Source organism: Arcicella rigui, from assembly GCF_034929435.1.
Classification (GTDB): Bacteria; Bacteroidota; Bacteroidia; order Cytophagales; family Spirosomataceae; genus Arcicella; species Arcicella rigui.
Map to the genome: position 1 here is coordinate 24,608 of NZ_JAYFUM010000020.1, position 26,302 is coordinate 50,909.

Annotated in this window: 20 protein-coding genes; 7 read left to right on the forward strand and 13 right to left on the reverse strand. The window is 36.6% G+C overall.

The genetic code is table 11. The features are described from left to right. Positions 1-608 precede the first annotated feature (608 nt). The 3 genes from VB248_RS16190 to VB248_RS16195 are packed head-to-tail and all read right to left on the reverse strand — an operon-like array spanning position 609 to position 3,333. Positions 609-1,007 (reverse strand): hypothetical protein, encoded by a 399-nt coding sequence (locus tag VB248_RS16190; RefSeq protein WP_323297845.1) that lies wholly within the window; start codon positions 1,005-1,007, stop codon positions 609-611. An 8-nt stretch (positions 1,008-1,015) separates the two neighbouring features. Continuing rightward, the gene (locus tag VB248_RS22610; RefSeq protein ID WP_407652914.1) at positions 1,016-1,180 is read right to left on the reverse strand and encodes a hypothetical protein; all 165 of its coding nucleotides are present in this window, start codon (positions 1,178-1,180) and stop codon (positions 1,016-1,018) included. Continuing rightward, positions 1,162-3,333 (reverse strand): tetratricopeptide repeat protein, encoded by a 2,172-nt coding sequence (locus VB248_RS16195; protein ID WP_323297846.1) that lies wholly within the window; start codon positions 3,331-3,333, stop codon positions 1,162-1,164. Before VB248_RS16195 ends, VB248_RS22610 begins: the two co-directional genes overlap by 19 nt. 220 nt (positions 3,334-3,553) lie before the next feature. On the opposite strand from VB248_RS16195, the gene VB248_RS16200 reads away from it, so the two are divergent. Then, positions 3,554-4,429 carry an Rpn family recombination-promoting nuclease/putative transposase gene (locus VB248_RS16200; RefSeq protein ID WP_323297847.1) on the forward strand — a complete coding sequence of 292 codons (876 nt, stop codon included), beginning with the start codon at positions 3,554-3,556 and terminating at the stop codon, positions 4,427-4,429. A 79-nt stretch (positions 4,430-4,508) separates the two neighbouring features. Here VB248_RS16200 and VB248_RS16205 read toward each other — a convergent pair whose 3' ends face one another. The 4 genes from VB248_RS16205 to mutL form a co-directional block, all read right to left on the reverse strand. Beyond that, entirely contained in the window at positions 4,509-5,213 is a 705-nt protein-coding gene (locus tag VB248_RS16205) for a 2-phosphosulfolactate phosphatase (RefSeq protein ID WP_323297848.1), read from the reverse strand. Positions 5,214-5,237: 24 nt separating this feature from the next. Further along, complete coding sequence (gcvT, locus tag VB248_RS16210; protein ID WP_323297849.1) at positions 5,238-6,338, reverse strand: glycine cleavage system aminomethyltransferase GcvT; 1,101 nt, start codon at positions 6,336-6,338, stop codon at positions 5,238-5,240. Between the two features lie 207 nt (positions 6,339-6,545). Continuing rightward, entirely contained in the window at positions 6,546-7,553 is a 1,008-nt protein-coding gene (locus VB248_RS16215; RefSeq protein ID WP_323297850.1) for a M28 family peptidase, read from the reverse strand. A gap of 32 nt (positions 7,554-7,585) precedes the next feature. Next, on the reverse strand, positions 7,586-9,481 hold the full coding sequence (gene mutL, locus VB248_RS16220) for a DNA mismatch repair endonuclease MutL (RefSeq protein WP_323297851.1): 1,896 nt from the start codon (positions 9,479-9,481) through the stop codon (positions 7,586-7,588). A gap of 396 nt (positions 9,482-9,877) precedes the next feature. Here mutL and VB248_RS16225 point away from each other — a divergent pair, with 396 nt between their 5' ends. From VB248_RS16225 to lptB, 5 genes are all read left to right on the forward strand, one after another. Beyond that, positions 9,878-10,468 carry a NifU family protein gene (locus VB248_RS16225; protein ID WP_407652915.1) on the forward strand — a complete coding sequence of 197 codons (591 nt, stop codon included), beginning with the start codon at positions 9,878-9,880 and terminating at the stop codon, positions 10,466-10,468. 184 nt (positions 10,469-10,652) lie between these two features. Then, positions 10,653-12,374, forward strand: coding sequence for a single-stranded-DNA-specific exonuclease RecJ (gene recJ / locus VB248_RS16230; RefSeq protein WP_323297852.1), 1,722 nt, complete (start codon positions 10,653-10,655; stop codon positions 12,372-12,374). A gap of 161 nt (positions 12,375-12,535) precedes the next feature. Beyond that, positions 12,536-13,528, forward strand: a complete 993-nt coding sequence (locus VB248_RS16235) for a DNA cytosine methyltransferase (RefSeq protein ID WP_323297853.1) — start codon at positions 12,536-12,538, stop codon at positions 13,526-13,528. After that, positions 13,515-14,258 carry a PDDEXK family nuclease gene (locus VB248_RS16240; RefSeq protein ID WP_323297854.1) on the forward strand — a complete coding sequence of 248 codons (744 nt, stop codon included), beginning with the start codon at positions 13,515-13,517 and terminating at the stop codon, positions 14,256-14,258. Before VB248_RS16235 ends, VB248_RS16240 begins: the two co-directional genes overlap by 14 nt. After that, positions 14,255-14,986 carry an LPS export ABC transporter ATP-binding protein gene (gene lptB / locus VB248_RS16245; RefSeq protein WP_323297855.1) on the forward strand — a complete coding sequence of 244 codons (732 nt, stop codon included), beginning with the start codon at positions 14,255-14,257 and terminating at the stop codon, positions 14,984-14,986. Before VB248_RS16240 ends, lptB begins: the two co-directional genes overlap by 4 nt. A 161-nt stretch (positions 14,987-15,147) precedes the next feature. On the opposite strand, the gene VB248_RS16250 is transcribed toward lptB, so the two are convergent. From VB248_RS16250 to VB248_RS16260, 3 genes are all read right to left on the reverse strand, one after another. Then, positions 15,148-16,464 carry a TolC family protein gene (locus VB248_RS16250; RefSeq protein ID WP_323297856.1) on the reverse strand — a complete coding sequence of 439 codons (1,317 nt, stop codon included), beginning with the start codon at positions 16,462-16,464 and terminating at the stop codon, positions 15,148-15,150. Between the two features lie 22 nt (positions 16,465-16,486). After that, on the reverse strand, positions 16,487-19,588 hold the full coding sequence (locus VB248_RS16255) for an efflux RND transporter permease subunit (RefSeq protein ID WP_323297857.1): 3,102 nt from the start codon (positions 19,586-19,588) through the stop codon (positions 16,487-16,489). Between the two features lie 187 nt (positions 19,589-19,775). Continuing rightward, complete coding sequence (locus VB248_RS16260; RefSeq protein WP_323297858.1) at positions 19,776-20,831, reverse strand: efflux RND transporter periplasmic adaptor subunit; 1,056 nt, start codon at positions 20,829-20,831, stop codon at positions 19,776-19,778. A gap of 312 nt (positions 20,832-21,143) precedes the next feature. Here VB248_RS16260 and VB248_RS16265 point away from each other — a divergent pair, with 312 nt between their 5' ends. Further along, positions 21,144-23,030 carry an SPFH domain-containing protein gene (locus tag VB248_RS16265; protein ID WP_323297859.1) on the forward strand — a complete coding sequence of 629 codons (1,887 nt, stop codon included), beginning with the start codon at positions 21,144-21,146 and terminating at the stop codon, positions 23,028-23,030. Positions 23,031-23,345: 315 nt separating this feature from the next. Here VB248_RS16265 and VB248_RS16270 read toward each other — a convergent pair whose 3' ends face one another. From VB248_RS16270 to VB248_RS16280, 3 genes are all read right to left on the reverse strand, one after another. Continuing rightward, complete coding sequence (locus VB248_RS16270; RefSeq protein ID WP_323297860.1) at positions 23,346-23,966, reverse strand: hypothetical protein; 621 nt, start codon at positions 23,964-23,966, stop codon at positions 23,346-23,348. A 327-nt stretch (positions 23,967-24,293) separates the two neighbouring features. After that, positions 24,294-24,839 (reverse strand): hypothetical protein, encoded by a 546-nt coding sequence (locus VB248_RS16275; protein WP_323297861.1) that lies wholly within the window; start codon positions 24,837-24,839, stop codon positions 24,294-24,296. A gap of 154 nt (positions 24,840-24,993) precedes the next feature. Continuing rightward, the gene (locus VB248_RS16280) at positions 24,994-26,172 is read right to left on the reverse strand and encodes a Shedu anti-phage system protein SduA domain-containing protein (RefSeq protein ID WP_323297862.1); all 1,179 of its coding nucleotides are present in this window, start codon (positions 26,170-26,172) and stop codon (positions 24,994-24,996) included. Positions 26,173-26,302: the final 130 nt, after the last annotated feature.

The following is a 26,302-nucleotide window of genomic DNA, read 5'->3' on the forward strand; positions in this document are numbered from 1 at the left end:
GGATTTCAGCTTTTAGATATTGTCACATCTCTTTCGCCGTTGCCCGTGTCATCACGGGCAATATTTTGTTGCTTTGCCAGTTGTTTGGAATTCACTAAATAAAATGAGCTTATATCTAAATGATGATGGCTATTCACCAAATGAAATAGGATTGTATCTAAATAATGACGACTATTCTCTAAATGAAATAGGCTTGTATCTAAATGATGATGGCTATTCACTAAATGAAATGGGCTTATATCTAAATGATGACGGCTATTTATTAGATTAAAGCCCCATAACGCCAAATTTAAGTGGCATCACGCCAGAGAAAAGCCAAATAACGCTAAATGCAAGTGGCATCACGCCAGAGAAAAACCTCATAACGCTAAATGTAAATGGCATCACGCCAGATAAAAGCCCCATAACTCTAAATGTAAGTGGCATCACGCCAGATAAAAGCCTCATAACGCTAAATGTAGGTGGCATCACGCCAGACAAAAGCCTGATATTAAAAAAAACTCATGGCATGACTAAAGGGATGAATTTGCAATTGACAGATTAGCTGTAAGTCATGCCATGAGTAATTTGGGGGGTAATATGGTTTTTATTCGGGTTGGAAACCCGAGCTACTTAATGATAATACTACTTCCACTGATGCCTTGAATAACTTTATTGTTATTCCCTTGTACATTTGCTGTATAAGTATTTTTAGTAGTAGTAACAGGCTTCTCAGCTATGATTTTTGCCATTTCTAAAAGCCATTTTTCTGCTGCTGGATTATCTTCTATTTTATCAACGATAAGCCCTTGTACTACTCCTTGATTAGTAGGATTATCTGGTTCTTTCTTTAACTCTTGAATGGCAGACTTTTCTGTACCATCTTCTTTTAAAAAGATAGGACGTATCCAATTGACAGTAGCCTCTGTAAAATCATCAAAAAAGCTTTTTACCGATTGATTTTCTTTCAATTTTCCTGCCAAGTACGTAACGACAGTGGCGATAGCGGTGGTGGTAATGGGTTCCATATTTATTATTAGAGTTGCTTTTTACTTTCTTGAATAATATAGTGTAAATTAATCCAGGCAATTTTTGTATAGGGATGTTGTTCACCTAAATGTTTATAAATTACCCGATAAGCTTTTTCTACCAAAACTATTGCTTCTTTATACTCTCCTAAATCTATAAGAACTCCTGCCAATTGAGAATAGCAAACAGCAATATTAGAATGTTCTTCTCCAAAGTTTTTTTTATTGACATCAATGCTTTTTGCAATAAAGCTTTCGCTCCTGCATAATCACCTAAATCTTTAAGCACTAATGCCAAAGTAGAGTAACGAACTGCCGTGGTCGGATGCTCTTCACCAAAGTTTTTCTCTGCTGAAATCAAGGCTTTTTGTAGTAATATTTTGGCTTTTTCATACTCCCCTAAATCTATAAGGACGGTTGCCAAATTAGAGTAACTAACTGCCGTGGTCGGATGCTCTTCACCAAAGTTTTTCTCATCAGAAATCAAGGCTTTTTGTAGTAATATTTTGGCTTTTTCATAGTCCCCTAAATCTTGAAGGACGGTTGCCAAATTAGAGTAACGAACTGCCGTGGTCGGATGCTCTTCACCAAAGTTTTTCTCATCAGAAATCAAGGCTTTTTGTAGTAATATTTTGGCATTTTCATACTCGCCTAAATCTTTAAGGACTAATGCTAAATTAGAGTAACTAACTGCCGTGGAGGGATGCTCTTCACCAAAGTTTTTCTCTGCTGAAATCAAGGCTTTTTGTAGTAATATTTTGGCTTTTTCATACTCGCCTAAAGCTTTAAGGACTAATGCCAAATTAGAGTAACGAACAGCCGTGGAGGGATGCTCTTCACCAAAGTTTTTCTCATCAGAAATCAAGGCTTTTTGTAGTAATATTTTGGCTTTTTCATACTCGCCTAAATCTTTAAGGACTAATGCCAAATTAGAGTAACGAACTGCCGTGGTCGGATGCTCTTCACCAAAGTTTTTCTCATCAGAAATCAAGGCTTTTTGTAGTAATATTTTGGCATTTTCATACTCGCCTAAATCTTTAAGGACTAATGCTAAATTATTTTGTAGTACTGAAACTTTAGGCAAAAGCTCTTTTTCAAAAATACTTTCCAATGCCTTACCAAATTCAACCCACTGAAATTTATCAACAGGATTATCTTTGGTTTGGTCTATTGATAGCTTTTGGGTTGTATTATCCAATAAAACTTCAACATCACTTATTCCAAGTTCCAATTTTCTACGGCTTACTTCTGCGATAATGATGTGCATTTTGTAGCTATCGGCTTCTGGGTTTTTCAACAGCCAGCCTTTGGCTACTAAGCTTTCTATACTTTCGGGTAAAAGCTCCGCTTGCTCACTTTCGGGCTTACAAATCAGTTCTTTAATCAAATCGTAAGCATGAAAATCAGTAGGCAAGCAAGCCATTTGTTTGAGTAGCCAAGCTTCTGCCTCCGTTACATTACTCAAATCAAAAATAGAAGAGAGATAGGTATATACTTTGTCTATTTCTTTGTTACTGTTATGTTTAATCTTAACTCTTGCCCTAATGTCTTTCTCAATAGCATTTTGTAACGTGGCTATGTCCAAACGCTGTAACTGGGCTGTTTTGGCTAAAATCTCAATCGTTAAAGTATGGTAATCAATGGTCCGTAAAAGCGTTTCAATGGCTTTAATATCGGTAATCCTTGTGCAATGCTTTTGAAATAGCAAAAGGGCTTTGTCTGGTTTGAGAAAACCAAGTTCTTTGCTTTCAAAACCTTCAATGTGTTCACGAGAAGTAACCAATATATGCCAATGGGGTTGCCGAGGGAGTCTATCATAATAGCTGCTCAAAGTAGCATCGGCATTGTCGAGGATAAGTAAATTGGGTTGGGCATCAATCGCCTTTAAATTGTGTAAGACTTCATGAAAAATATTCGTCACTTCTTTACCTTCGGTTTTAATACCAAAGGTTTTGTCTAATAGCACCGCATTGATAAAATCACTTTCCAAAGAAGTACCACCCACCGTTATCCACATCAAATGTTGGTATTGTTCGGCGTATTTTGTCAGGTAGGATTGGCTCAAGGTCGTTTTTCCAATACCACCCAAGCCATTCACCAACACCACTTGCTTGTTTTCAAAAAGTGATTGATGTAGCTCGGCTATTTCCTCCTCACGCCCAATCACATCCTTTAAATTAACGGTAGGCATCAGTACCGTTAAATCTTTGGGAAGTTTGGGTTTGGTATGATGATGTATGGTAATGGTGGAGCCTCCTCCTACTTTTTGAATAATGATATTATTATCACCTTTATTATCAATTTTGTTTTCAGTAGTATTTTCCATAAATGTAAATAGAAAAGGTTGAGTTTATGGCGGAGGATTGCTTATTCAAATGTAGCTTTTTTGTAGAAAAGATTGGGGTGTTTTGGGGAAATTATTTGTTTGTGTTTTACATTTATAATACGAAGATTTGACATTTGCTGATGCTAATAAGCGACTTTGTTTTGTTCAGGAAAAGTAACTAATACATTACGTAGAAAATTATAGATAAACCCTTGATACTATGGAAGCATTATACTCAGAAAACTCCATATTTATTCCTTTAATTTCAGACTATGGATTTAAGGCTACCTTTGGCAATGAAGCTAATACTTTATTTCTAAGACGTGCCTTACAAGCACTTATTAAATCAGAAGTACCAATCAAAGAAGTAAAATTTGATAAAAATACTTTCGAGGGAATTACTCAAGATGGAAGAAGTGGTATTTTTGACTTGGCTTGTACAGATGAAAACAATAATCATTTCATCGTAGAAATGCAGTATGGTGATGCCCCATATTTTGTGCAACGAATGAAGTTTTACGCATTACATAAATTTAATGCAATGGTAAAGCGAGGTAAATTTGACTATGGAACACTGACTAAAATTTTTTGTGTGGCAATTTTAGCAAATAATATTCTTCCTTACAGCAACTATCATACACTTGCAAACCTACGAAATGAAAGGGCTGAACTTTTTGATGACCAAATGACGTTTATTACCGTAGAATTAGATAAATTTATACTGCAAGAAGCTGATTGTCAAACCGATTTACAAAAACTGATATTTACAATGAAAACGATACATACAGTTACACAACCAATACAATTTCCTAAATTTTGGGATGAAGAATGGTTGAAGGTTGCCATTGATGAGTTGGATAGTCGAAGAATGACACCAGACGAAAAAGCGTCATTAGAGATTTTAATTGCTCGAAATGCTGAATCTGTAAAAGCCGAAAGTAGAAAAATCAAACAGGCAATTGTTCAGAAAAATATTGAAACAGTTACTAAAGCCTTATCAAAAGGTCTTGATATTGAAACAATTGCTGACATTGCAGATGTATCTATTGATTTTGTTCGTTCAATTCAACAACAACTTTTAAAAATTGACCATTAAAGCTTTAATAATCAATCATATAGAATAATTTTCTCAAAATAAAAGCCCTCATTACTTTCGTATCTGAGAGCTTTTAACCTTACATCTTCACCAACATATTGCCACGCATTACGGGCAGAACGTCGTATAAATCTTGCTGTAAGCAATAAGCGATGTCTTTTTGAATGCCTAAGCGTTGTAATCTTTTTACGTGCGATGACGACGCTACGAAGGATAATAAATCATGTTTAGCCAACTCGTACTGACGCAATGCCATCAAAGCTGAGTCGTCGTCCACCATAAATTCTTCCTTCAATCGCTCTACTAAAGCTCCTGCAAAAAGTGTGTCTTCTAAGTTGGGCTTGCCTTTCCAGCCTGCACACAATACCAAAATGTCGTATTGTTGGTCTTTTAAATAATTGGCTAAAGCTCCTAAGTTCAAAAAAGCTCCTACCATTACTTTTACGGCTGATTTAGATTTTGTAATCGCCAAAGTACCGTTAGTAGTAGTAACACAAACAGTTGCTCCGTTTACCTTTTCGGTCATATAACTGAAAGGTGAATTATCAAAATCAAAGCCTTCTGGTGTTTTTCCGTCACGCTCTGCTGCCGCTAAGTAACCTTTTCTTTGGTAGCTAAGGCACTCATCAATCGTAGAAACTGGAATGATGGCTTCGACACCATTGGCAAAAGCGGTAGTCATACAAGAAGTAGCTCTAAAAATATCAACGACTACAACAATTGAGTTTTCAATATTGTATAAGTGTAATAATTCAGGGCTAACACAAACGTCTATTTTTTGCATAATTTAAAAGAATCTAATACAAACTTATTGCTTCAAAAAAGGCATTTTGGTAACTACTGCCTTTAAATATTTATTACGGATATTAATATACACTTCTGAACCTACATTGGTAAATTCTTTGGTAATATAGCCCATGCCAATGCCTTTGCTCAAGCTTGGCGATTGTGTACCAGAAGTTACTTCTCCGATGATATTTCCTGCGGCATCCATGATTTCGTAGTGCTGGCGAGGAATACCTCTGTCTATCATTTCAAAACCTACTAATTTACGAGTTGGGCCATTTTCTTTGATTTTTTGGTGAAATTCCGAATTAATAAATTTCTTATTGAATTTAGTAATCCAGCCCAAACCTGCCTCGATAGGCGAAGTAGTATCATCGATGTCGTTTCCGTACAAACAGAAGCCCATTTCAGTACGCAAAGTATCTCTTGCTCCCAAACCTACTGGAATGATGTTGAATTCTGCTCCTGCTTCAAAAATTGCGTTCCACATCGCTGCGGCATCTTTATTCCAAACATATACTTCAAAACCGCCCGCACCAGTATAACCTGTTGACGAGATTAATACGTCATCAATGCCCGCTACTGTTCCTGTTTTAAAAGTATAGTAAGCCATTGAATCAAGGTCTAAATCTGTCAATTTCTTTAGTGTATCAATCGCCTTTGGGCCTTGAACAGCAAAGAGACTTAGTCCATCTGAAATGTTTTTCATTTCTACACCAAACGTATTGTTTTGCTGTAACCAGTTCCAATCTTTTTCAATATTAGAAGCGTTTACTACTAAATAATATTCGTTTTCGTTCCAACGATATACCAAAAGGTCATCTACAATTCCTCCTTTGTCATTCGGAAAACAAGAGTACTGTACCTTCCCATCAACTAATGCCGAAACATCATTTGAAGTAACATATTGCAAAAATTCGGTAGCACGCTCGCCTTTCACCACAAACTCGCCCATGTGCGAAACATCAAAAACGCCTACTGAATTACGAACAGCGTGATGTTCTTGAATAAGGTTTGAATACAATACTGGCATTGAATAACCAGCGAAAGGTACCATTTTCGCTCCGAGTGATACGTGGACATCGTTGAGATGTACGAATTTTAAATTTTCTGTTTGTTCCATTGGATGTTGATTGAAATTGTAAGACTATGGCAAAAAGAGTAATAAAAGTCTATTCTTTGCCATAAATTTCACAAAAGTAAGCATTATCTTGAGAAGTGTGAAAAGCTTTAAGCTGTGAGCGATGAGCTTTGAGCTATCAGCTTTGAGTTATGACAAAACAAAAAGCTCAAGGCTCACGGCTCATAGCTCAAAGCTGATAGCTCACAGCTACTCCTGATATAATACAGTAAGCACAGTTTGCCCAACTGCCTTTAAAGTATTTTTATCAATCACCGACATATTGTCTTGATGAGTATGGTGATATGCTCCAAAAGTTTTTGGGTCGTTTGGACGCAACTCAATAATGTCAATCATTTGAATTTTGGCAATATCATTTACAGGAACGTGGTCATCTATCAAACCTCCGCCGTCGGCATCAATAAACAAAGTAGAGTAACCCAAACGGCTGGCAATGTCCCAAACGTTTCTAACAATCATCGGAGCATATTGCATTGAACTGCCCTCTCTTGGGAAAACCGCCCCTTTTGCTCCAACCATATCTAAATTAATACCATAATAAGCGGTATAATTATCTTTATGCTTGTGGCTTGCCCAGTACTGCGAACCCAAACACCAAGAATTTTGTCCGTGTTCTCCTTGGAAATATTCTGGCTCGCCTACGTCTTCTGAATCAAAAAGGATAAAATCAACACCAACATTCAATTTTTCTTTACCTTGCTGAATACTTCTTGCTAATTCTAACAAAACACCAACGCCACTTCCGCCATCATTTGCTCCGTCGATTGGTGATTTTTTATTGACAGAATCTTTATCTGCAATCGAGCGAGAATCCCAGTGAGCTGTCAATAAAATTCTTTTTGTAGCTGTTGGATTGATAGAAGCAATGATATTTTGTGATTTCAACTTCTTTCCGTCGAAAGTTGTAGCTACATAATCTTGCGTAGTTACTTCACAACCGAATTGTTTGAATTTTGCTACCAACCAAGCCGCACATTCATCATGTGCTTTGGTATTGGGTACTCTTGGACCAAAACTTACCTGCTTATCAACATAAGCATAAGCTGAATCTGCATTAAAATTGGGGGCTGGATTAAGAGAGGTACTTTCTGGTGGGGTGCTTTCTGAGCTACTTTTCTGACAAGATTTGAAGTAAACAGCTACTCCTGAAAAGATAAAAATTCCTAACAGGAATATCGCAATTCGATTAGATTTCATTGTATAGTTTCGTAAAATTTCGTTGTAAAAGACTATCGCAAGAATAGTTCTGCCATTTCTGATAACGACAAAATCTTCATCGTTATTTCGCCACTTGGCGTATAACTTGGCGTTGAAGAAGCAAAAAGCTGTTCTACCAAAGTGTTCATTTCTAAAACTGAAAGTGGATGATTACCAAAACGTCCAGCAGAACGTTTTGCCATAGCACGAGCTAAATTTTCGGCTTTATCCAGATGCAATTCATTTTCATTGCGTTTGAATTGTTCCAAAATTCCTTCTATCATTTCTTGTTCATTTTCTTCGGGCGAATCGGCAGGGATGCCATTTACCAAGAAAGAATCATGCTCAACTACGCTCAAGACAAATCCTAAATTGCGGATTTCATCTTGAATTTCTAACAATAAATGAAAATCAGCCGTAGTCAGTTTTACTTTTGTCGGGAAAAGTAATTGCTGCGACGCTCCGCCATTTTTTTGTAAATGTTGCGAGAATTTTTCATACAAAATGCGTTCATAAGCCGCACGTTGGTCTATCAACAACATACCAGATTTTACCTGCGAAATAATATAGCGGTTGTGAATCTGAAAAGTAGAAGCTTCTGAATCTTGCGAAGCTCGCTGTGGACGATTTGCCCCGATGTCGTTTGCTTTACTTTTGAATAAAAATGAAGTACTTTCGGTCGTTGTTTGCCCCAAATCGAGGCTTGCTTGTTCAATTTGTGGTTCTTTCTTCTCGAAATCTTCAATTTGTCTTCCCAAACCTTCGTACAATTTATTCCAATTAGTAAGGCTCGAACGCTCTTTCATTGGTGGCTCTGAACGGCTAAAAGTATTCGCAGTACTCGGCATGGCTTTCGTCTCGAAAGGCGAATTACCACTCATTTGAAAGAGATTATTGGCAAAATTTACATCCGTTTCAAAATCCAATGAAGGCATCAAATTATGCTGACTCATGGCTTTTCGTACTGCCGCTTGCACGATAGCATAAACCGTTCTTTCGTCATCAAATTTGATTTCTGTTTTGGTCGGATGTACATTTATATCAATGTGAATCGGGTCGATTTCAATAAAAAGTACATAAAATGGATGCGAACCTTCGGGAATTAATCCTTCAAAGGAACTCATCACAGCATGATTGAGGTAACTGTTTTTGATAAAACGGTTGTTGGCAAAAAAGAACTGTTCGCCACGAGTTTTTTTGGCGTACTCCGGCTTTCCGACGTAGCCACGCACACTTACGAATGACGTTTCTTCTTCGCAAGAAGCCAATTGTTCACGGTAGCCTTTCCCGAATAAATCAACAATTCTTCGGCTGAGTTTCCCAGCAGGAAGGTTATAAATTTCGGCATCGTTGTGATGCAAACTGAAAGCAATAGTAGGATTAGCTAAAGCAACTCTTTGAAATTCATCAATGATATGACGCATCTCAACGGGATTCGACTTCAAGAAATTTCTACGAGCTGGCACATTAAAAAACAGATTTTTTACCTGAATACTTGTGCCTTCGGGCGTAGCAACAGACTCTTGTACTTTTAGCTCAGAAGCATCCATTTTTATCAAAATACCCAATTCATCAACGGCTCTGCGTGTACGCATTTCTACTTGCGAAACCGCAGCGATAGAAGCCATCGCTTCGCCACGGAATCCCATGGTTCTAATCTTGAAAAGGTCTTCTGAAGTACGAATTTTGGAAGTAGCATGACGCTCGAAACACATTCTGGCGTCAGTTTCCGACATTCCTAAACCATTATCAATCACTTGTACAAGGCTTTTTCCAGCTTCTCGAACAATCAATTGTATCGTGGTGGCTTTAGCGTCGATGGAGTTTTCCAAAAGCTCTTTCACCACAGAAGCGGGTCGCTGAACGACTTCGCCAGCGGCAATCTGGTTCGCAATAGAATCAGGAAGCAGTTGGATTATATCTAACATTTTCTAAAACGTAATTTGTAGGTTAGTTTTTTAACGGTTTGTCCAATTTGTCCCTCTAAGTTCGTGATAAATGAAGGGAATGCCAACAAAAAATCCATTTTTGCGTCGAATAAGTACGTAAGTCGCTAATTTTCAGAGATTAAAGTTTTTTGTTAAATTTATAATCAGAAAGCTCGATAAATAGATAACCACAACATTAACAGCCACTTGAGCCATCTTTGAGCTTGTTTTGGGGCTTGTGTTCAGTCATTTTTTTAGGTAGAAATCGAATTTATACGTTTCTGAAAACTAATTTTGTGTTTTCAATGTTCAATCTGTGCTTGAAGTATCGTTCAAACGAATTTGAGTTTCATTCTTCCAGTCGCCCAATTCCAGCTAATTAATTATATAACAATCATGTTAAAACAGCAGATATTAATTTACACAGAATCAACGCCAAACCCCAATTCAATGAAGTTTGTGTTGAACTTTATTTTAGCTCCCGAAGGTTTATCGTTCGACTACGCTACGCCTTCCGACGCAGTAGCTGAAGGCAAAAACTCACCATTGGCAGTTGCTTTATTTGGTTTTGATTTTGTCAAAAGAGTATTCATTTCTTCAAATTTTGTTACCGTTACGAAAGACGAAAACACAAAATGGGAAGATGAGCTGTTTGGTTTAAAACAATTTTTGAAATCTTTTTTTGAAGAGAAAAAAGAAGTATTCACAAAATCGACCATTGCAGCCAATGATGTAATCGGCGGTGAGCAGGATTCAGAAACTGTTGTGAAAATCAAAGCAGTTTTAGACCAGTACGTTCGCCCAGCCGTAGAATCAGACGGAGGAGCAATCAATTTTCACTCTTTTAATGAAGGCACAGTGAAAGTATTGCTTCAAGGTTCATGTTCAGGTTGTCCTTCGTCAACGATGACCTTGAAACAAGGTATCGAAAATCTTTTAACTCGTATGGTTCCAGAAGTAAAAGAAGTAGTAGCAGAAGGCGTTTAAGTAAGAGTGTTGAATTGAGAGTGAGGAATGTTGAGTTTGCATCATCCATTAAAACATCTATGCAGACATTCCTATTAATTTGTACTTGTATCTGAAAACATTCTTGAAGCTTAATTTTTCTTAAATTACATAGATTAGACCTGCAAGGCTTCCGAAACCTTGCAGGTCTTTGTATTTTTGCCTTATGACAGAAAAACGTTGGATTTATAAAGCCCTTCCATCCTCAGAAAAGATAACACAAGTTTCTGAGGCAATTAATGTTTCACGAGAAATTGCTACGCTTTTAGCACAGCGTGACATCAATACTTTTGAAGAAGCCAAAGCATTTTTTCGCCCAGATTTAGCTCATCTGCACGACCCATTCTTGATGAAAGACATGGACAAAGCAGTAGAACGCCTAACAAAAGCCATTTCTTCGGGCGAAAAAATAATGATTTATGGCGACTACGATGTGGACGGAACTACTTCGGTAGCAACCTTTTATGGTTTTTTGAAAAATGTTATTTTTCAAAATGCCGAAGACTGTCCTTTAGAATTTTATATTCCCGACCGCTATGCCGAAGGTTATGGCGTTTCGCAAGCTGGCGTGGAAAAAGCGGCTAATGAAGGTTTTGGCTTGATAGTGAGTTTAGACTGTGGGATTAAATCCAAAGAAAAAATTACTTGGGCAAAAGAGCATGGCGTTGACTTTATCGTATGCGACCATCACCGCCCCGACGATAACGACCTTCCGCCAGCCGAGGCAATACTCGACCCCAAAAGGTCTGATTGTGAATATCCCTACAAAGAATTAACAGGCTGTGGCGTTGGGTTTAAATTATTACAAGCCTACTGCCAGACACATGACATTTCTCAGGAATTATTAATGCCTTATTTAGACTTAGTCGTTACTTCAATTTCCTGCGATATTGTGCCAATTACGGGCGAAAACAGAATTATGGCTTATTATGGTTTGCAACAATTGAACTCCAATCCAAGAACAGGATTGAAAGCTTTGATGCAATCGGCAAGCTTGGCAGGTAAAATGGACATTAGTAAAGTAGTGTTTGGTTTAGGACCAAGAATCAACGCCGCAGGAAGAATCAAACACGCCTACGATGCCGTTAATTTACTATTGACCGACAACGAAGAAGAAGCCACCGACTTTGCCAACATCATTACCAAACATAATAACGACAGAAAAAGCTTTGACAGTAATATTACCGCCGAAGCTTTGAGTATTATTGAAGAAGACGATTTTCTGAAAAATGCTAAAAGTACAGTACTTTTTAAAAATGATTGGCATAAAGGAGTAATCGGAATTGTAGCCAGTAGATGTATCGAAAAGTATCACCGTCCAACGATTATTCTGACAGAATCGCATGGACACGCTGCGGGTTCGGCTCGTTCAGTACCGGGGTTTGATGTTTATGATGCCATCGAGGAATGTTCAGAACATTTGATACAATTTGGCGGACATACTTTTGCGGCAGGTTTAACGTTGGAAATCGCTGAGATAGAAAATTTTAGACGTAAATTTGAAGAGGTCGTTAATCGAAAAATATTGCCAGAACAATTGTCGCCCATGATTGATATAGATTTGAAATTACCCTTGATAGAAATATCAGATAAATTTCACAGAATCATGTCGCAAATGTCGCCATTTGGTCCACAAAATATGACGCCAGTTTTTGTTTCTGAAAATGTTTACTTGCATGGAAAACCCTTGAAAATGAAAGAAAAGCATTTAAAAATCAATGTTTTTCAAGAAGGCTCACCTGCTTATACTTGTGTAGGTTTCGGAATGGTAGAAGACTATTTTGAACAACTACAAGAAGGCAAACCCTTTTCAATATGCTACACCATAGAAATCAACGAATGGCAAGGAAGAAAAACATTTCAGTTGATGTTGAAGGATATTAAATAGAATTGTGAATTATGAGTGTTGAATTATGAATTATCGACTGTCCTTGATTAAAATGAGATATTTAATTTGTAGTAATTTTCATGGCTGACAAAACGATGAAAAACCTTTTTTCAAAAGATATAATTTATGAAGATGAGATAATCTTAATAACCCATTAAAAGATGTTAGAAAACAAAAAATTTATTGACCTTTTTGCAGGAATAGGAGGTTTTAGACTTGCTCTTGAAAGTTTTGGAGCTTGCTGTACTTTTTCCTCTGAATGGGATAAATATGCTCAACAAGTTTATGCTAACAATTTTGGCGAGATACCAGCAGGAGATATTACTCAAATCCCAGCATCTTCAATTCCTGAACACGATATTTTATGTGGCGGATTCCCCTGTCAGCCTTTTAGTATTTCTGGGAAACAAAAAGGTTTTGAAGATACCAGAGGTACGCTATTCTTTGATATTGCTCGAATTATCGCTTTTCACAACCCTAAAATTTTATTCTTAGAAAACGTCAGAAACTTTGCTACACACGACGATGGTAAAACTTTACAAATAGTAAATAAAACGCTACAAGATTTAGGCTATACAATTTTCCATAAAGTACTCAATGCAAGTTATTTCGGATTAGCCCAAAACCGAGAAAGAATTTACATCGTCGGTTTTAGAAATGATTTATCCATCAGTAAATTTGAATTCCCCCAAAATCAGAATATTCCAATAAACGTCAAGGATATTATATTACCAGATACTGAAACTCAAAAATACATTATTGAACGTGACGATATTGTATTGAACAACAATGTTTCCATCAAAAAAGATATGTTTGGTAATTTTCCACTTGAACCTATTAGAATTGGAACGATTAATAAAGGCGGGCAAGGCGAAAGAATCTACCACGAATTAGGACATGCTATTACTCTTTCTGCACATGGAGGAGGTATTGGAGCTAAGACTGGCGTGTATATTATCAATCAAAAAATTAGAAAATTAGCACCCCGTGAATGTGCAAGGCTACAAGGTTTCCCTGATAGCTTTATTTTAGACAACTCTGATAATCAGGCTTATAAACAACTGGGAAATAGCGTACCTATCAATGTACTAAAAGCCATTTTAAAATCTATTAATAAAGTATTAATCACTAAAGAAGAATATGCACTCTATTGACAAAGGTTCACAAATAGCCAAAGATGGCTTTAATAACGAAGACGATATAATAAAAAAATTCAATAATTGGAAAGTTGACATTGAGGCTCAAAAATGGCTTCAAATTATGGAGTATCAATTAGATGATATTGAATTAGTCCAAGCTTTTAAAGTTTCTGGATTCAAAACAGATGTACAAGTCCAAGTAAGTATTAAATTAAAATCTATTATTGAAGTTCAAAATTTGCAGTTAAAACTGGTCAAGAATAAAAAAGGTTTTAATCAAATAGATAAAAGATGGATTGATAAATATGTGGAGATGTGGTCTATCCCACCAGAGGTAACAGAAATATTAAAGCACTATTCAGGAGAGTTAAAACCTTACATCGCTAAACCAAAAGATTCAAGAAGAATGTTTGCTAATGAGTTTTCTGAGCATCAGCAAAATTTAGTTTTAAATTGGTTAGAAAATAATAGAACACTAATTGTCAATGATATACTCAAAGGCAGAGGCAAACATTCTGCAGAATGGATTTTAGTTACTCTAACTGTTAAAAAAGATGCCGAATGGACTTTAAAACCAATTAATATCGCTATTAATCATTTCAGTCAGGGAAATGTATTCATCACAAAAAGAGGTAATTTTACGATTGGTAGAATTACGATGCAACGAAAAGGAGGAGATGGGGGCAGAGTAACAGCAAATATGCTACAATTTAAAATTAACCCTGCTGAATTATTTGAATTATGATTTTAAGAACAGAAAATTTAGTAAAAAAGTACGGACAGCGTACCGTAAATGATAATGTTAGTTACCAAGTAGCTCAGGGAGAAATTGTGGGTTTGCTCGGGCCTAATGGTGCTGGAAAAACTACTTCATTTTATATGGCTACGGGTTTGGTAAAACCAAATTCTGGGAAAGTGTTTTTGGATGATTTGGAAGTAACGAATCTACCGATGTACAAACGTGCCAGATTGGGAATCGGCTATTTGGCTCAGGAAGCTTCGGTTTTTAGAACGCTTTCGGTTGAAGAAAACATTTTGGCGGTATTGGAAATGACCAAACTTTCTAAGCAAGAACAACGTGAAAAAACGGAATCACTTTTAGAAGAATTTTCATTGACGCACGTGCGTAAAAACTTAGGACAAGTACTTTCTGGTGGTGAGCGTCGTCGTACTGAGATTGCTCGTGCTTTGGCGGTTGACCCAAAATTTATTTTGTTAGATGAGCCTTTCGCTGGGGTTGACCCAATTGCTGTTGAAGAAATTCAAGGAATTGTAGCCAAATTGAAGTACAGAAACATCGGGATTTTGATTACCGACCACAATGTGGACGAAACGCTTTCAATCACAGACCGTGCTTATTTACTTTTTGAAGGTAAAATCTTAAAAGCTGGCACGCCACAAGAATTGGCTGACGACGAACAAGTAAGACGCTTGTACTTAGGTAAACATTTTGAACTAAAAAGAAAAATATAGTCCCTTCTGCTTCACAAATTGCTATAAAACAGAAAGTCGATACCGATTGAACTCGATACCGACTCTTTGTCTGAACACCGTTTTAGATGTTCAACAACCAGAGGTTAATAACGTGAAATACTCGTTTTAACACCAAAATACGCAATCACAATATTCCTGCATTAATTAGCCAATTGATTGGCCAATTGCTTCAGGGTTATTTCCGCTACTTTAGCCGTATAGCTTAAATTATTTAAACGATACCCAGAGTTTTCAAAACTCTGTTGAGCTAATTTAATGTCCACAATTGTTGCTTGTCCCAATTGAAATCTTTCAGTAATTACTTTCAATAGCTTTCCTGCAAGTTCATAGTTTTGTTGTTCTGCTTCGATTAATTGTAAAGTATTATGATAAACCTCCCAAGATTTTGCTGCTGTATTCTGGAAGTTTTGTTTTAATACCTCTTTTTGGATTTGAGCTGTTTGCGTATTGATTTTGGCTATTTGTACTTGTCTGGAATTTACAGAACCTGTATAAATCGGTACGCTTACATTTAAGCCTAAAAATGGGCCATAAGTTTGGTTTAATAAAGTAAAACCTGCTCCACTTTGGCTACGTCCGTAATTATAACCTGTATTCAAATTGACGGTTGGGTACAACCTTGCATTTGCTTCTCTTTCCAATAATTTATTCACAGTAATTTGTGCTTCGGCAGACAACAAACTTGGATGTTTTTGCAAACTACTTTCGATATTTTCCCATTGAACACTTTTGTCAACATATATCGTATCTATAATACTTATATCATCATTTTGGTTCAAAACTAAACTACGAATTAAGTCCGCTTTACTTTGCTCAATGATAATTTTTTGCGACTGCAAAGCCTGAGTCTGAGCATTCAAATCTAAACGAGCCTGTAATACTTCCGCTTCATTTGATAAGCCTACGCTTTTCCGTGCTTCGATTAAATTCAGTTTTTGTTTTGATACTTCTATTGACTGCTGGAGTGTTGAAACAAAATTTTGTTGTTGCACTACGGCAAAATACTTCAACATCACATCTGCAATTACGCCCTGAACGGTTGCGTTCAACTGCTCTTGGCTTAGGCGTTGTAGCTCTTCCAAACGTTTTCTGGTAGCAATTACTCTGCCTCCATTATACAACATCATGGTTGCCGTAACACTCATATTGGTATTGTTTGAAACAACACCCGTTCTGTTGGTACTTGTTCCATTACTCAACTCTTGGTTCAAGCCTGTTACTTGTTCGTTGGAAGTGGCTGTACCTGTAACCGTTGGCAGACCGCCTGCTACGCCTACATAATTGTTAATGGAATTGACGGCTACTGTATTTTTTGAAATCTGGATGTCCAAATTATTTTTCAGTGCCGTTTCAATCGCCTGACTCAGTGTTATTTTTTGCTGTGCCAAACCAGAAGTCAGCCCAAAAATAAGCAAAGAGCAAACAAACGAAAAGGTATATTTAAAAAAGATTTTCATGTTATTTGTTGATTTGTCTGACTTAATTTACTTCATCCATTGCTTGCTCTTCTGCCATCTTCGATTCTTCGGTTTTATAGGTTTTATTTGAAATAAAAGTATAAACCGCAGGAATTACCAACAAAGTCAGAATCAATGAGAATAAAATTCCACCTACTACCACAGTACCCAGTGGAATACGACTTGTTGAGGCTGCACCCAAACTTAAAGCAATAGGTAAAGCTCCCAAAGATGTCGCTAAACTGGTCATTAAAATAGGACGTAAACGCTGTGCGGCAGCTTCTACTACGGCATCAATTCTGGAATAACCTTCGGCTCGTTTATGGTTGGCAAATTCTACAATCAAAATACCGTTTTTCGTTACCAGACCAATCAACATAATCATCCCGATTTGTGAGAAGATATTCAAAGTTTGTCCAAATATCCAAAGACTTCCCAATGCACCAGCCAAAGCCAAAGGCACAGTAATCATAATTGTGAATGGGTCTTTGAAACTTTCAAATTGTGCTGCTAATAACAAGTAAATCAACGTAAGTGCTAAACCAAAAGCAAAAGCTGTATTTGACGAACTTTCAGAATAATCTCTTGAAGGCCCACTCAAAGCCGTTTGGAACGATTTGTCTAATACTTTATCCGCAATGGCTTGCATGGCTTTTACGCCATCGCCAATGGTTTTTCCTTCTGCCAAGGAAGCCGATACAGTAGCCGATTTCAAACGGTTGAAATGGAATAGAGTAGAAGGATTACTACTTTCTTCCAATTTCACTACGGCACTTAAAGGGATTCTTTCGCCACGAGTATTAGTTACGTACAGATTTGTAATATCAATCGGTTGCGTTCTGTCTTTACGTTCTACTTGTGCGGTTACTTCGTACTGACGACCATTCATTGAGAAATACGCTAAACGTCTTCCGCTGAATGCTCCTTGCACGGCTGCTACTACATCTTGTGTTGTTAAAGCCAAATCTTTGATTTTAATGCGGTCGAAAGTCATTAAAATTTCAGGCTTATTGAACTTCAAGTTTACGTCAACGTTTTGGAAAGTTTTATCACTTCTTGCTTCTTCCAAAAACTTAGGAATCGCTTCTTTAATTTTATTGAAATCAATATTTTGTAATACAAATTGTACTGGCAAACTTCCTCTTGAACCCAAACCTACCGAAATCGTTTGTTCTTGAATAGCAAATACACGAGCATTGTTAAATTTACTCATTTTTTTGTTGAGCATTTTCGCAAGCTCGTCTTGGCTTCGAGTACGTTCCTCTGGATTTACCAAACCAACACGTGCCGCAGAGGAGTTTGTACCTCCGTTTCCACCAAAACCCGGTACAGCATTAAATACAAAATCTTTTTCTGGAATTGAATCATTTAAAAAATTCGTAACATCGTCCGACACTTTTTGTGTAAACAAGTAACTTGAACCTTCGGCAGTACTTACGGTAAAACGAATACTGCTTTTATCTTCCATCGGAGCAATTTCACTTTGTAAGTTTTTGCTTGAAAGCCAAATCAAAACGCCACAAACCAATACAATTACCCAAGCCATCCAGCGTACTTTCATAAAACCTTGAAGAATACTCTTATAGCCACTTTCCATTCCTGTAAAGAAAGGTTCAGTTTTGTCATAAAGCCAGCCGTGTCCTGCTTTTTTACGAGTTAAATAGACGTTCAGTACAGGCGTTATCGTCAATGACACAAAGGCGGAAATCAGTACTGCACCTGCTACCACAATACCAAATTCACGGAAAAGTCTTCCTACGAAACCTTCTAAGAAAATCACAGGTAAAAACACCACCGCCAAAGTCAATGAAGTAGAAATTACAGCAAAGAAGATTTCTTTACTTCCTTCCAAAGCAGCTTTCCGAATCGGTAGCCCTTGCTCTAATTTTCGGAAAATATTTTCGGTAACAACGATACCGTCATCCACCACAAGCCCTGTTGCTAATACAATTCCAAGTAAGGTCAATACATTTATCGTAAATCCACAAATGTACATTACGAAGAAAGTAGCAATCAACGAGATAGGAATATCTATCAAAGGACGAATCGCAATCAACCAGTTTCTAAAGAAGAAGAAAATAACTAAAACCACTAAGCCAAAAGAAATAATCAAGGTTTCTTCTACTTCTTCCAAAGAACGGCGAACGTTCTTTGTATTATCAATCAATAATTTAAACTGAATATCGGATTTATTTTCACGTTCAATTTCAGCCAAACGCTTATTAAATTCATCTGCGATTTTGATATAATTTGCACCGGGTTGTGGCGTTACCGCCAAACCTACTGCTGGAACACCGTTGTATTTCCAACTTTGCTCTAAGTTTTCAGCACCCAATTCTACGCCAGCAATATCGCCCAAACGCACAATACCTGTATTACTTTCACGAATAATTAAATCACGGAATTGTTGTTCGCTCGTAAGTCTTCCTAAGGCACGAATCGTCATTTCGGTATTACTTCCATAGATTTTACCTGCTGGTAATTCTACGTTTTCACGAGCCAAAGCTGTTTGAATATCCGTAAACGACAAACCATAAGCATTCATGCGGTCGGGTTTTAGCCAAATACGCATCGAGTAACGTTTTTGTCCTAAAATGTTCACCCCACTTACATCATTAATGGTTTGAAAGCGTTGTTGAAGTACGTTTTCGGCATAATCACTCAGTTCAAGCAAGCCTTTAGTTCTACTCTGAATCGCCAAAAGTAGAATAAAATCACTGTTGGCATCTGCTTTTGAAACCACAGGCGGAGCGTCAATGTCTTGTGGCAAGTTTCTTACCGCCTGAGCTACCTTGTCTCGCACATCACTGGCGGCAGCTTCTAACTGAACATCTAAGTTAAATTCTACTGTAATAGAACTACTTCCGAGCGTACTTGATGAAGTAATCGAACGAATCCCCGGAATACCGTTGATTTGCTTTTCGAGTGGTTCTGTAATCTGATTTTCAATAATATCTGGGTTCGCACCAGTATATGAAGTTCGCACCGTAACGATGGGCGGGTCAATGGCTGGGTAATCTCGTACTGCTAAAAATGAAAACCCTACTACTCCAAAAAGGATAATTAGGATGTTCATTACCGTAGCAAATACGGGTCTTTTTAGAGATAATTCTGAAATATTCATGAATATTGATGATTAAATTCCTTTCTGCTTTTAGGCAGAGAAGTAATTTTTTTATGAATGATTTGCTTTAAGCCCTAAGCATTAGGCAAAATGTCTCTTTTTCATAATAAAGCATATTTATTTTTGCTTATTGCTTACAGCTTAAAGCATTAAAATTAATTTGCATCATTACTTAAAAGAGTATTAATTACAGGTCTTTCTTTACGCTTCTTACCTTAACAGGTTTATCAGGACGAGCAAACAAAACGCCATCTACTACCACAGAATCTCCTTCGCTTAGTCCGCTTGTTATGGCTACAACACCTTCTTTTCTTACACCTGTTTCTACCACTACATAATTGGCTTTTCCGTCTTTTACAATCACCAATTTTTTATCTTTATCGTCTGGAATAATCGCATTGGTAGGAATTAAAATACTATTTTGAGAAGCACCTGCACCAAAATATACTTTGGCAAATGTACCAGGATTGGCAGTACAGTTCGACAACAATGCACGAATCAATAAATTACGAGTAGTTTGGTTTACTTGTGGTTCACGGGCAATTACCAAGGCTTTGCAACGAGTATCTTTTTGTCCTTCGACTTCTACTTCTACCACAGAACCTTTACGAATTACTGAGGCGTATTCTTCTGGAATGGTAAAATCAACTTTTAATTTATTCACTTGCTGAATAGTAGCCACAATCGTTGTAGGTGAAATATATGCCCCTTGGCTAATCTGACGCAAACCCAAAACACCACTGAAAGGAGCTTTCAATACTGTCTTTTCGATTAATACTTGTGTATAAGCCAAATCAGCTTTTAGGCTATTTACTTGATTCAAGGCAGTATCATACTCGCCCTGACTAATGCCATTGACAGATAGTAATTTAGCCAAACGTTTTTCAGTTTTTTCGGCTAATTCAAGTTGTACTTTGGTTTTGCTGAGTTGAGCCTGTAAATCGGCATCATTGATTTTGGCTAAAATTGTTCCTTGAGCAACGGTTGTTCCTTCAGGAATGTTGAGGTAAGTAACTCGTCCGCTTACTTCTGGATGCAATTCTACAAATTCATTGGCTACAATCGAGCCATTGGCTTCTATCGTAGAACTGATACTTTGTTTTTTGGCAATTACCACGTCCACAATTGCGGGCTGGTCTTCTTTCTTATTAGAATCTTGCTTTTTTTTACTGTGGCAACCTGACAATGCTAAACAGATTGAAGCCCCAACTGACAACATCGAGAGAGTATTCTTTTGCTTCATATTTTATATGTATGAGTAATATTTTCCACTTTTTTCTATAAAGGTACTTTATATTGAATTTCCTATTGTCCCGATTTACTTCTGAATCTTTAGATATTTCGACTAACTTACCTATTTTATAGATAAGAGGTTTAATTAATCCAATTAACTACCTGTTTAGAGGCTAAAATTTTGAAAAACAAAATACTTTAAATCCTTTTAAGCCAGCCGCTAACCATTCTTCACAAATTGGAATATCCTAAGTGGCTTTTGCTCAAATTAGCCTCATCAATCTGAACAATCTCGTTCGGATTTCAACCAAAAACTACAAAAATGGACTTTCCTATTACCACCATCATCAGCATTGCCATTCCTGTGCTTTGCTTGATTTTTTACAAATTCACTTTTCGCTTATTAGGAATTATCATTATTCCAGAAGACAAAATCGGTTTAGTCACGAAGAAATTTGTCTTGTTTGGCGATAAAAAATCTCTCCCCGAAGGACGAATCATCGCCACTGAAGGCGAAGCTGGTTATCAAGCAAAACCTTTAGCACCGGGTATTTACTTCTGGTATTGGATTTGGCAATACGACATTACGCTTCAATCGCTGACCATTATTCCGACGGGTAAAATTGGTTTGATTTTAGCCAAAGATGGTAAAGAACTTGAAACTGGGTCTATTTTAGCCAGAAAAATCGAATGTGATGGTTTCCAAGATACGGAATCTTTTTTAAAAAACGGCGGAAGAAAAGGACGACAAACAGCCATTATTACGGCTGGTTCGTACAGAATCAATACTTTTTTGTTTGAAGTTGTTATTACTGACATTACCGAAATCCATGAAAACATGGTTGGGATTATTACCACGATGGACGGTGCTTCTATTGAAGCTGGACAAATTGCTGGTAAGTCAATTGAAGGTCATAATAATTTCCAAGATGCCGACGCATTCTTGAGTAAAGGAGGAAATAAAGGTTTACAGCAACAAGTAATTTTAGCAGGTTCGTACAACTTGAATCCGTGGTTTGTGAAAGTTGAAGAAATTCACATGACCGAAATTCCGATTGGTCACGTTGGCGTAGTGATTTCTTATGTGGGTGAAGAAGGCGTAGATCTGAGTGGGACAGAATTTAAACATGGAAATATTGTTGCCAAAGGCTTCAAAGGCGTTTGGGCAGAAGCTCTTGGTCCGGGGAAATATCCTGTAAATACTTATGTACAGAAAATAGAAATTGTGCCTACAACCAACTTAGTGTTGAACTGGGCAAGTGCAAGATCAGAGTCGCATCAATTGGATAAAAATCTGTCAACGATTACGGTTCGTTCAAAAGATGGTTTCCCTTTCAATTTGGATGTTTCGCAGATTATTCACATTCCCAATTACGAAGCTCCAAAGGTAATTGCTCGTTTCGGGAATATGAACAATCTTGTCAGCCAAGTACTTGAGCCAACGATTGGTAATTATTTTAGAAACTCCGCTCAAGATTCAGATGTAATTTCCTTTTTAGGCTCAAGAAAGGAACGTCAGGAAACAGCCAGACGCTACATTGGCGAAGTACTTTCGCAATATAATGTAAACGCTGTGGATACTTTGATTGGTGATATTGTTCCGCCAGAATCTTTGATGAAAACTTTGACTGATAGAAAATTAGCCGAAGAACAAAAAGTGACTTATGAAACCCAGAAAATGGCACAGGAAACTCGCCAAGCTTTGGAAAAAGAAACAGCAATTGCCGATATTCAAAAAGATATTGTAAAAGCCGACCAAGGTGTTGTGATTGCAGAAAGAGTAGCCGATGCTTCGGTGAAAAAAGCACAAGGTGAAGCCCAAAGTTTGAAATTGCAAGCAGGAGCAGAAGCAGAAAGAGTAAGAGTACAAGCCAGTGCGGAGTCTGAAAGAATTAAGTTAATTGCCAATGCCGAAGCCGAAAAAATCAGTAAAACGGGTACTGCCGAAGCTGAGAAAATTTTAGCGATTGGTAAAGCCGATGCAGAAGCCTACAAATTGGCTGTTTCGGCAATGGGCGAAGGCAACTTTACACAATTGAAAATCACCGAAAGTATTGGTAAAGAGAAAATAAAAGTAATGCCTGATATTTTAATTACAGGTGGCTCGAACGACCAAAACGGAGCTTTGAGTGGCTTATTGGGCTTGAAATTGATGGAAGAAGTAGCTAAAAAAGCTGATAAAGTAGTTACGGAAACCCCAAAAGAATAAGAAAAATAAAACAGAACAGTATTCCCCAAAACCCGTGAGAATTTCTTGCGGGTTTTGTTTTTGTAGGTTATATAACGGTAAAACGAGTTTCCAACTCGTAAAAATTATCAATTGTATAGACGAGTTGGAAACTCGTCCTACTTTCAATTTCATGCTTTTGTCAGAGTGTCAAAGTCTAATGGTATGGGAAGCAAAGTACACAAATAAAAAATAAAATGCCTTGTATTTTTGCATTGTAACATTGCTTATGCAAGTCGTAGTGTAGGAATATTACGCCCGAGTGAGGAGCTTAATTATTACTTGCTATTGTTATCATTAGTCTGGTTTAATACCTGTTATGCTATATTCTATTCCAACTTTTTTAAACAAATCAAAAAGCATATTTAATTTTTGGTCGCACATATCGCCTAATGAAATTTTATCTGAACTTGTTCTTGCCTTATGACATTCAAAGCAAATTTCAATAAAATCAACTATTTCACCATTATTGTCTAAAAACAATATCGCATTTCTTGGATTGTAACAAGCTGTTTCAATATTTACATGAATTGACCCTCTAAAACCATAGTTATAAAATATGTCAGTTAGTTTGTCAACCTCTAAATAGGTGAGTGTTTTAACCTCTGTAAGTTTTGAATAAAGCATTCTGTCATTAATTCTGGGAAAACTATCTTGCTGAATAATCTCTTTATCAAGTAAATAAAAATCTCCTTCAAATGAAGCAAACTGTATTTTTGATGATACATTAAATGGATACCTTTTAAGACGAGACGTTAAAGATGTATATTTTTTCTTGATACAATTGTGATTGCGTTCTTCTTCATCCATCGCTTTTTGTGTCCATGTGCGAGGTCGTGCTTTAGCAAAACTGTTTTTTTGTCCGTTAACAGTGTGTATCAAAGTAAAAAAGAATATGAATATTATAAGTCTTACCATAAAATTTTTAGAGTAAGTTGTTTACCTTACTTGGCGTAGTGTTTTACTACCTCAGTGTGTCAGGCATTCTTAGAATACAACGAATAATAGTACAGCAGGTACACGAATAAATTGCCTTGTATTTTTGTAATGGAACATTGCTTACTCATTGACGAAGTGTAGGAACACTACGCCAAGCGAGGATTAAATTATTCTTTTTAATAACAAGTATTTCGATAATTGGCGTGTGGCTAACGCACGTGTTGTTGGTCTTGGCGACCCCGTGAAAACACCAACAATGGCAGAAAAACTAAAACTTATAATGTATAAATATAAGGCAACATTTGCTTACATTTTTAGTTCAATACTTTTTATAATTCTCTCAATGTCATTGGCTTCAAGACCAATAGATTGTGTCGAAATAATAGTTATGTAGTATTTATCCAATTCAAAGCTATAAATTTTTTGTTTGTAGTCAATACCATTTTTAGGTCTTATGCTTTCCCAAAACCAACATTTTTTACCTTTGAAAGTAATATTCGTTTTTGCTGAAACTTTACAGGATTTCATGGTACTTTCATAATTTTTTTGGACGTACTCGTTAAATTCTGTCCAGCCACCTTGTTGGGACATTTCATCAGAATTTATGGCAACAATACTTAAATTCTGCACGTGTGCGTCCTTTGGAAATTCTTGATAAAATTTATCGTCTTTGGGAATAAGTGATATTGTCAGCCAAAGATTGTTCTCTTTTTTATCCTTATAAATAGTTATCCAACTTTCTGGAATAGTAAGTTTGATATAGTCATTTTGGTAAACCCTTTCACCAGTTTTGCAACTTGTAAAAATCAGGAAAATGGAAAATACAAGAGTGAAATAAAATGTTTTTATCATGCTATCTTTTATAAATTTCTAATGTTAAATTAGTCCAGAATTAGTCTCAAACTGGTTAAGTTATTCTTTTTAGTAACAAGTATTTCGATAATTGGCGTGTGGCTTACGCACGTGTTGTTGGTGAAAAAACACCAACAACGGCGGAAATACTCATTTATCGCATTCTGTATAATTGAAAACGTGTCATCTCAATGAATTCATCATAGGTAAAAACCGTTGTGTTTCTTTTATTTCTGAGTTTTGCTCTATCTTCTTTTAAAAAGTCCTTACTGTGTCCAATTATTAAAAATCTTCTTGGATGCAAAATTTTTATGTTCTTGTTTTGCTCTAACCAGTCAGTATTTATTTTTTGAGAACACCATTCTTCATATGTGTCAAGTTGTGAAATTGCAGTATTAATTTCAAAAGATGAATGTCTTCTTTCAGGAGTTCCAACCATAGGATTTCTTTTTAGATAAGGCAATTTAAACTCCATTAAATCAGCATATCCATCCATTCTAATTGGTAAAAAGTCAGGCTTTAAATCATCTTTATCGGTATTATACTGCCATTTAAGTAATACTTCAGGGTTGAGCTCATTAACACCAAAAGCCAATTGAAGTATTTTTGGGTTGTCTGACAAAAACTTAGTTATCTGTGGTTCTGATACATCTCGAAGATTGATAAGCTCAATGAATTCATTCAAAATGCCGTGAAGCTCTGTTTTATATGTAGGGACTTTATAATTAATAATAAAATTTGCAAAATTATCTAAAGCACTTGTATCTTGATAATAAACATTTCCCTCTTCGTCCCGAGGAAATATTTCTAAAAAGTCAATATGTTTTATTTTTAAAAGCCCTTCTTCGTCTGTCCAAAAGAAATTTGTGTTTGAAACAAATATTGGTTCAGTTGGCTTTGAAAAGTCAACAAATCCGTCAAATTGTAAATACTCATAAGGAAGTTGAGTGAGGTCATAGAAGTAGTCTGTTAAATATGTCATTGAGTCGCCTAAAAAGAAACTCATATTTTCAATATTTGTCTGAATTGGTAAACTGATACATTTAAGATGTTTTATTTCAACACCTAAAAAGTCATAGACATCTAAATACTCATTATAAACACCCTCATAATTGAAATTATCTTCATTGTCGTTGTTAGGCCCAATATATTCTACGGCAAGGCAATTGTTTATTATACCAACTCTTAACTTATGAGGATATGGAAATGCAGGGTTTAAATTTGCTCTAAGTCCAGGTTGTAATGCTAATTGGTCGTAAACCTTAGAAAGTACATTGTCTTTGATTTTATTTGTAGTACTTTGAAGAAATGTGTTTAGTTCTTTTTTTGTCATAATATATATGCTGGGGTGTCCTATGCTTACTTACAGCTCAACGAATATATAACCGCCATACACCCCGTTTTTTACAGTCAATGGCGGTTAAATTGCATTTCTCTGAACTCCTTAGCAAATTTCTATTTGG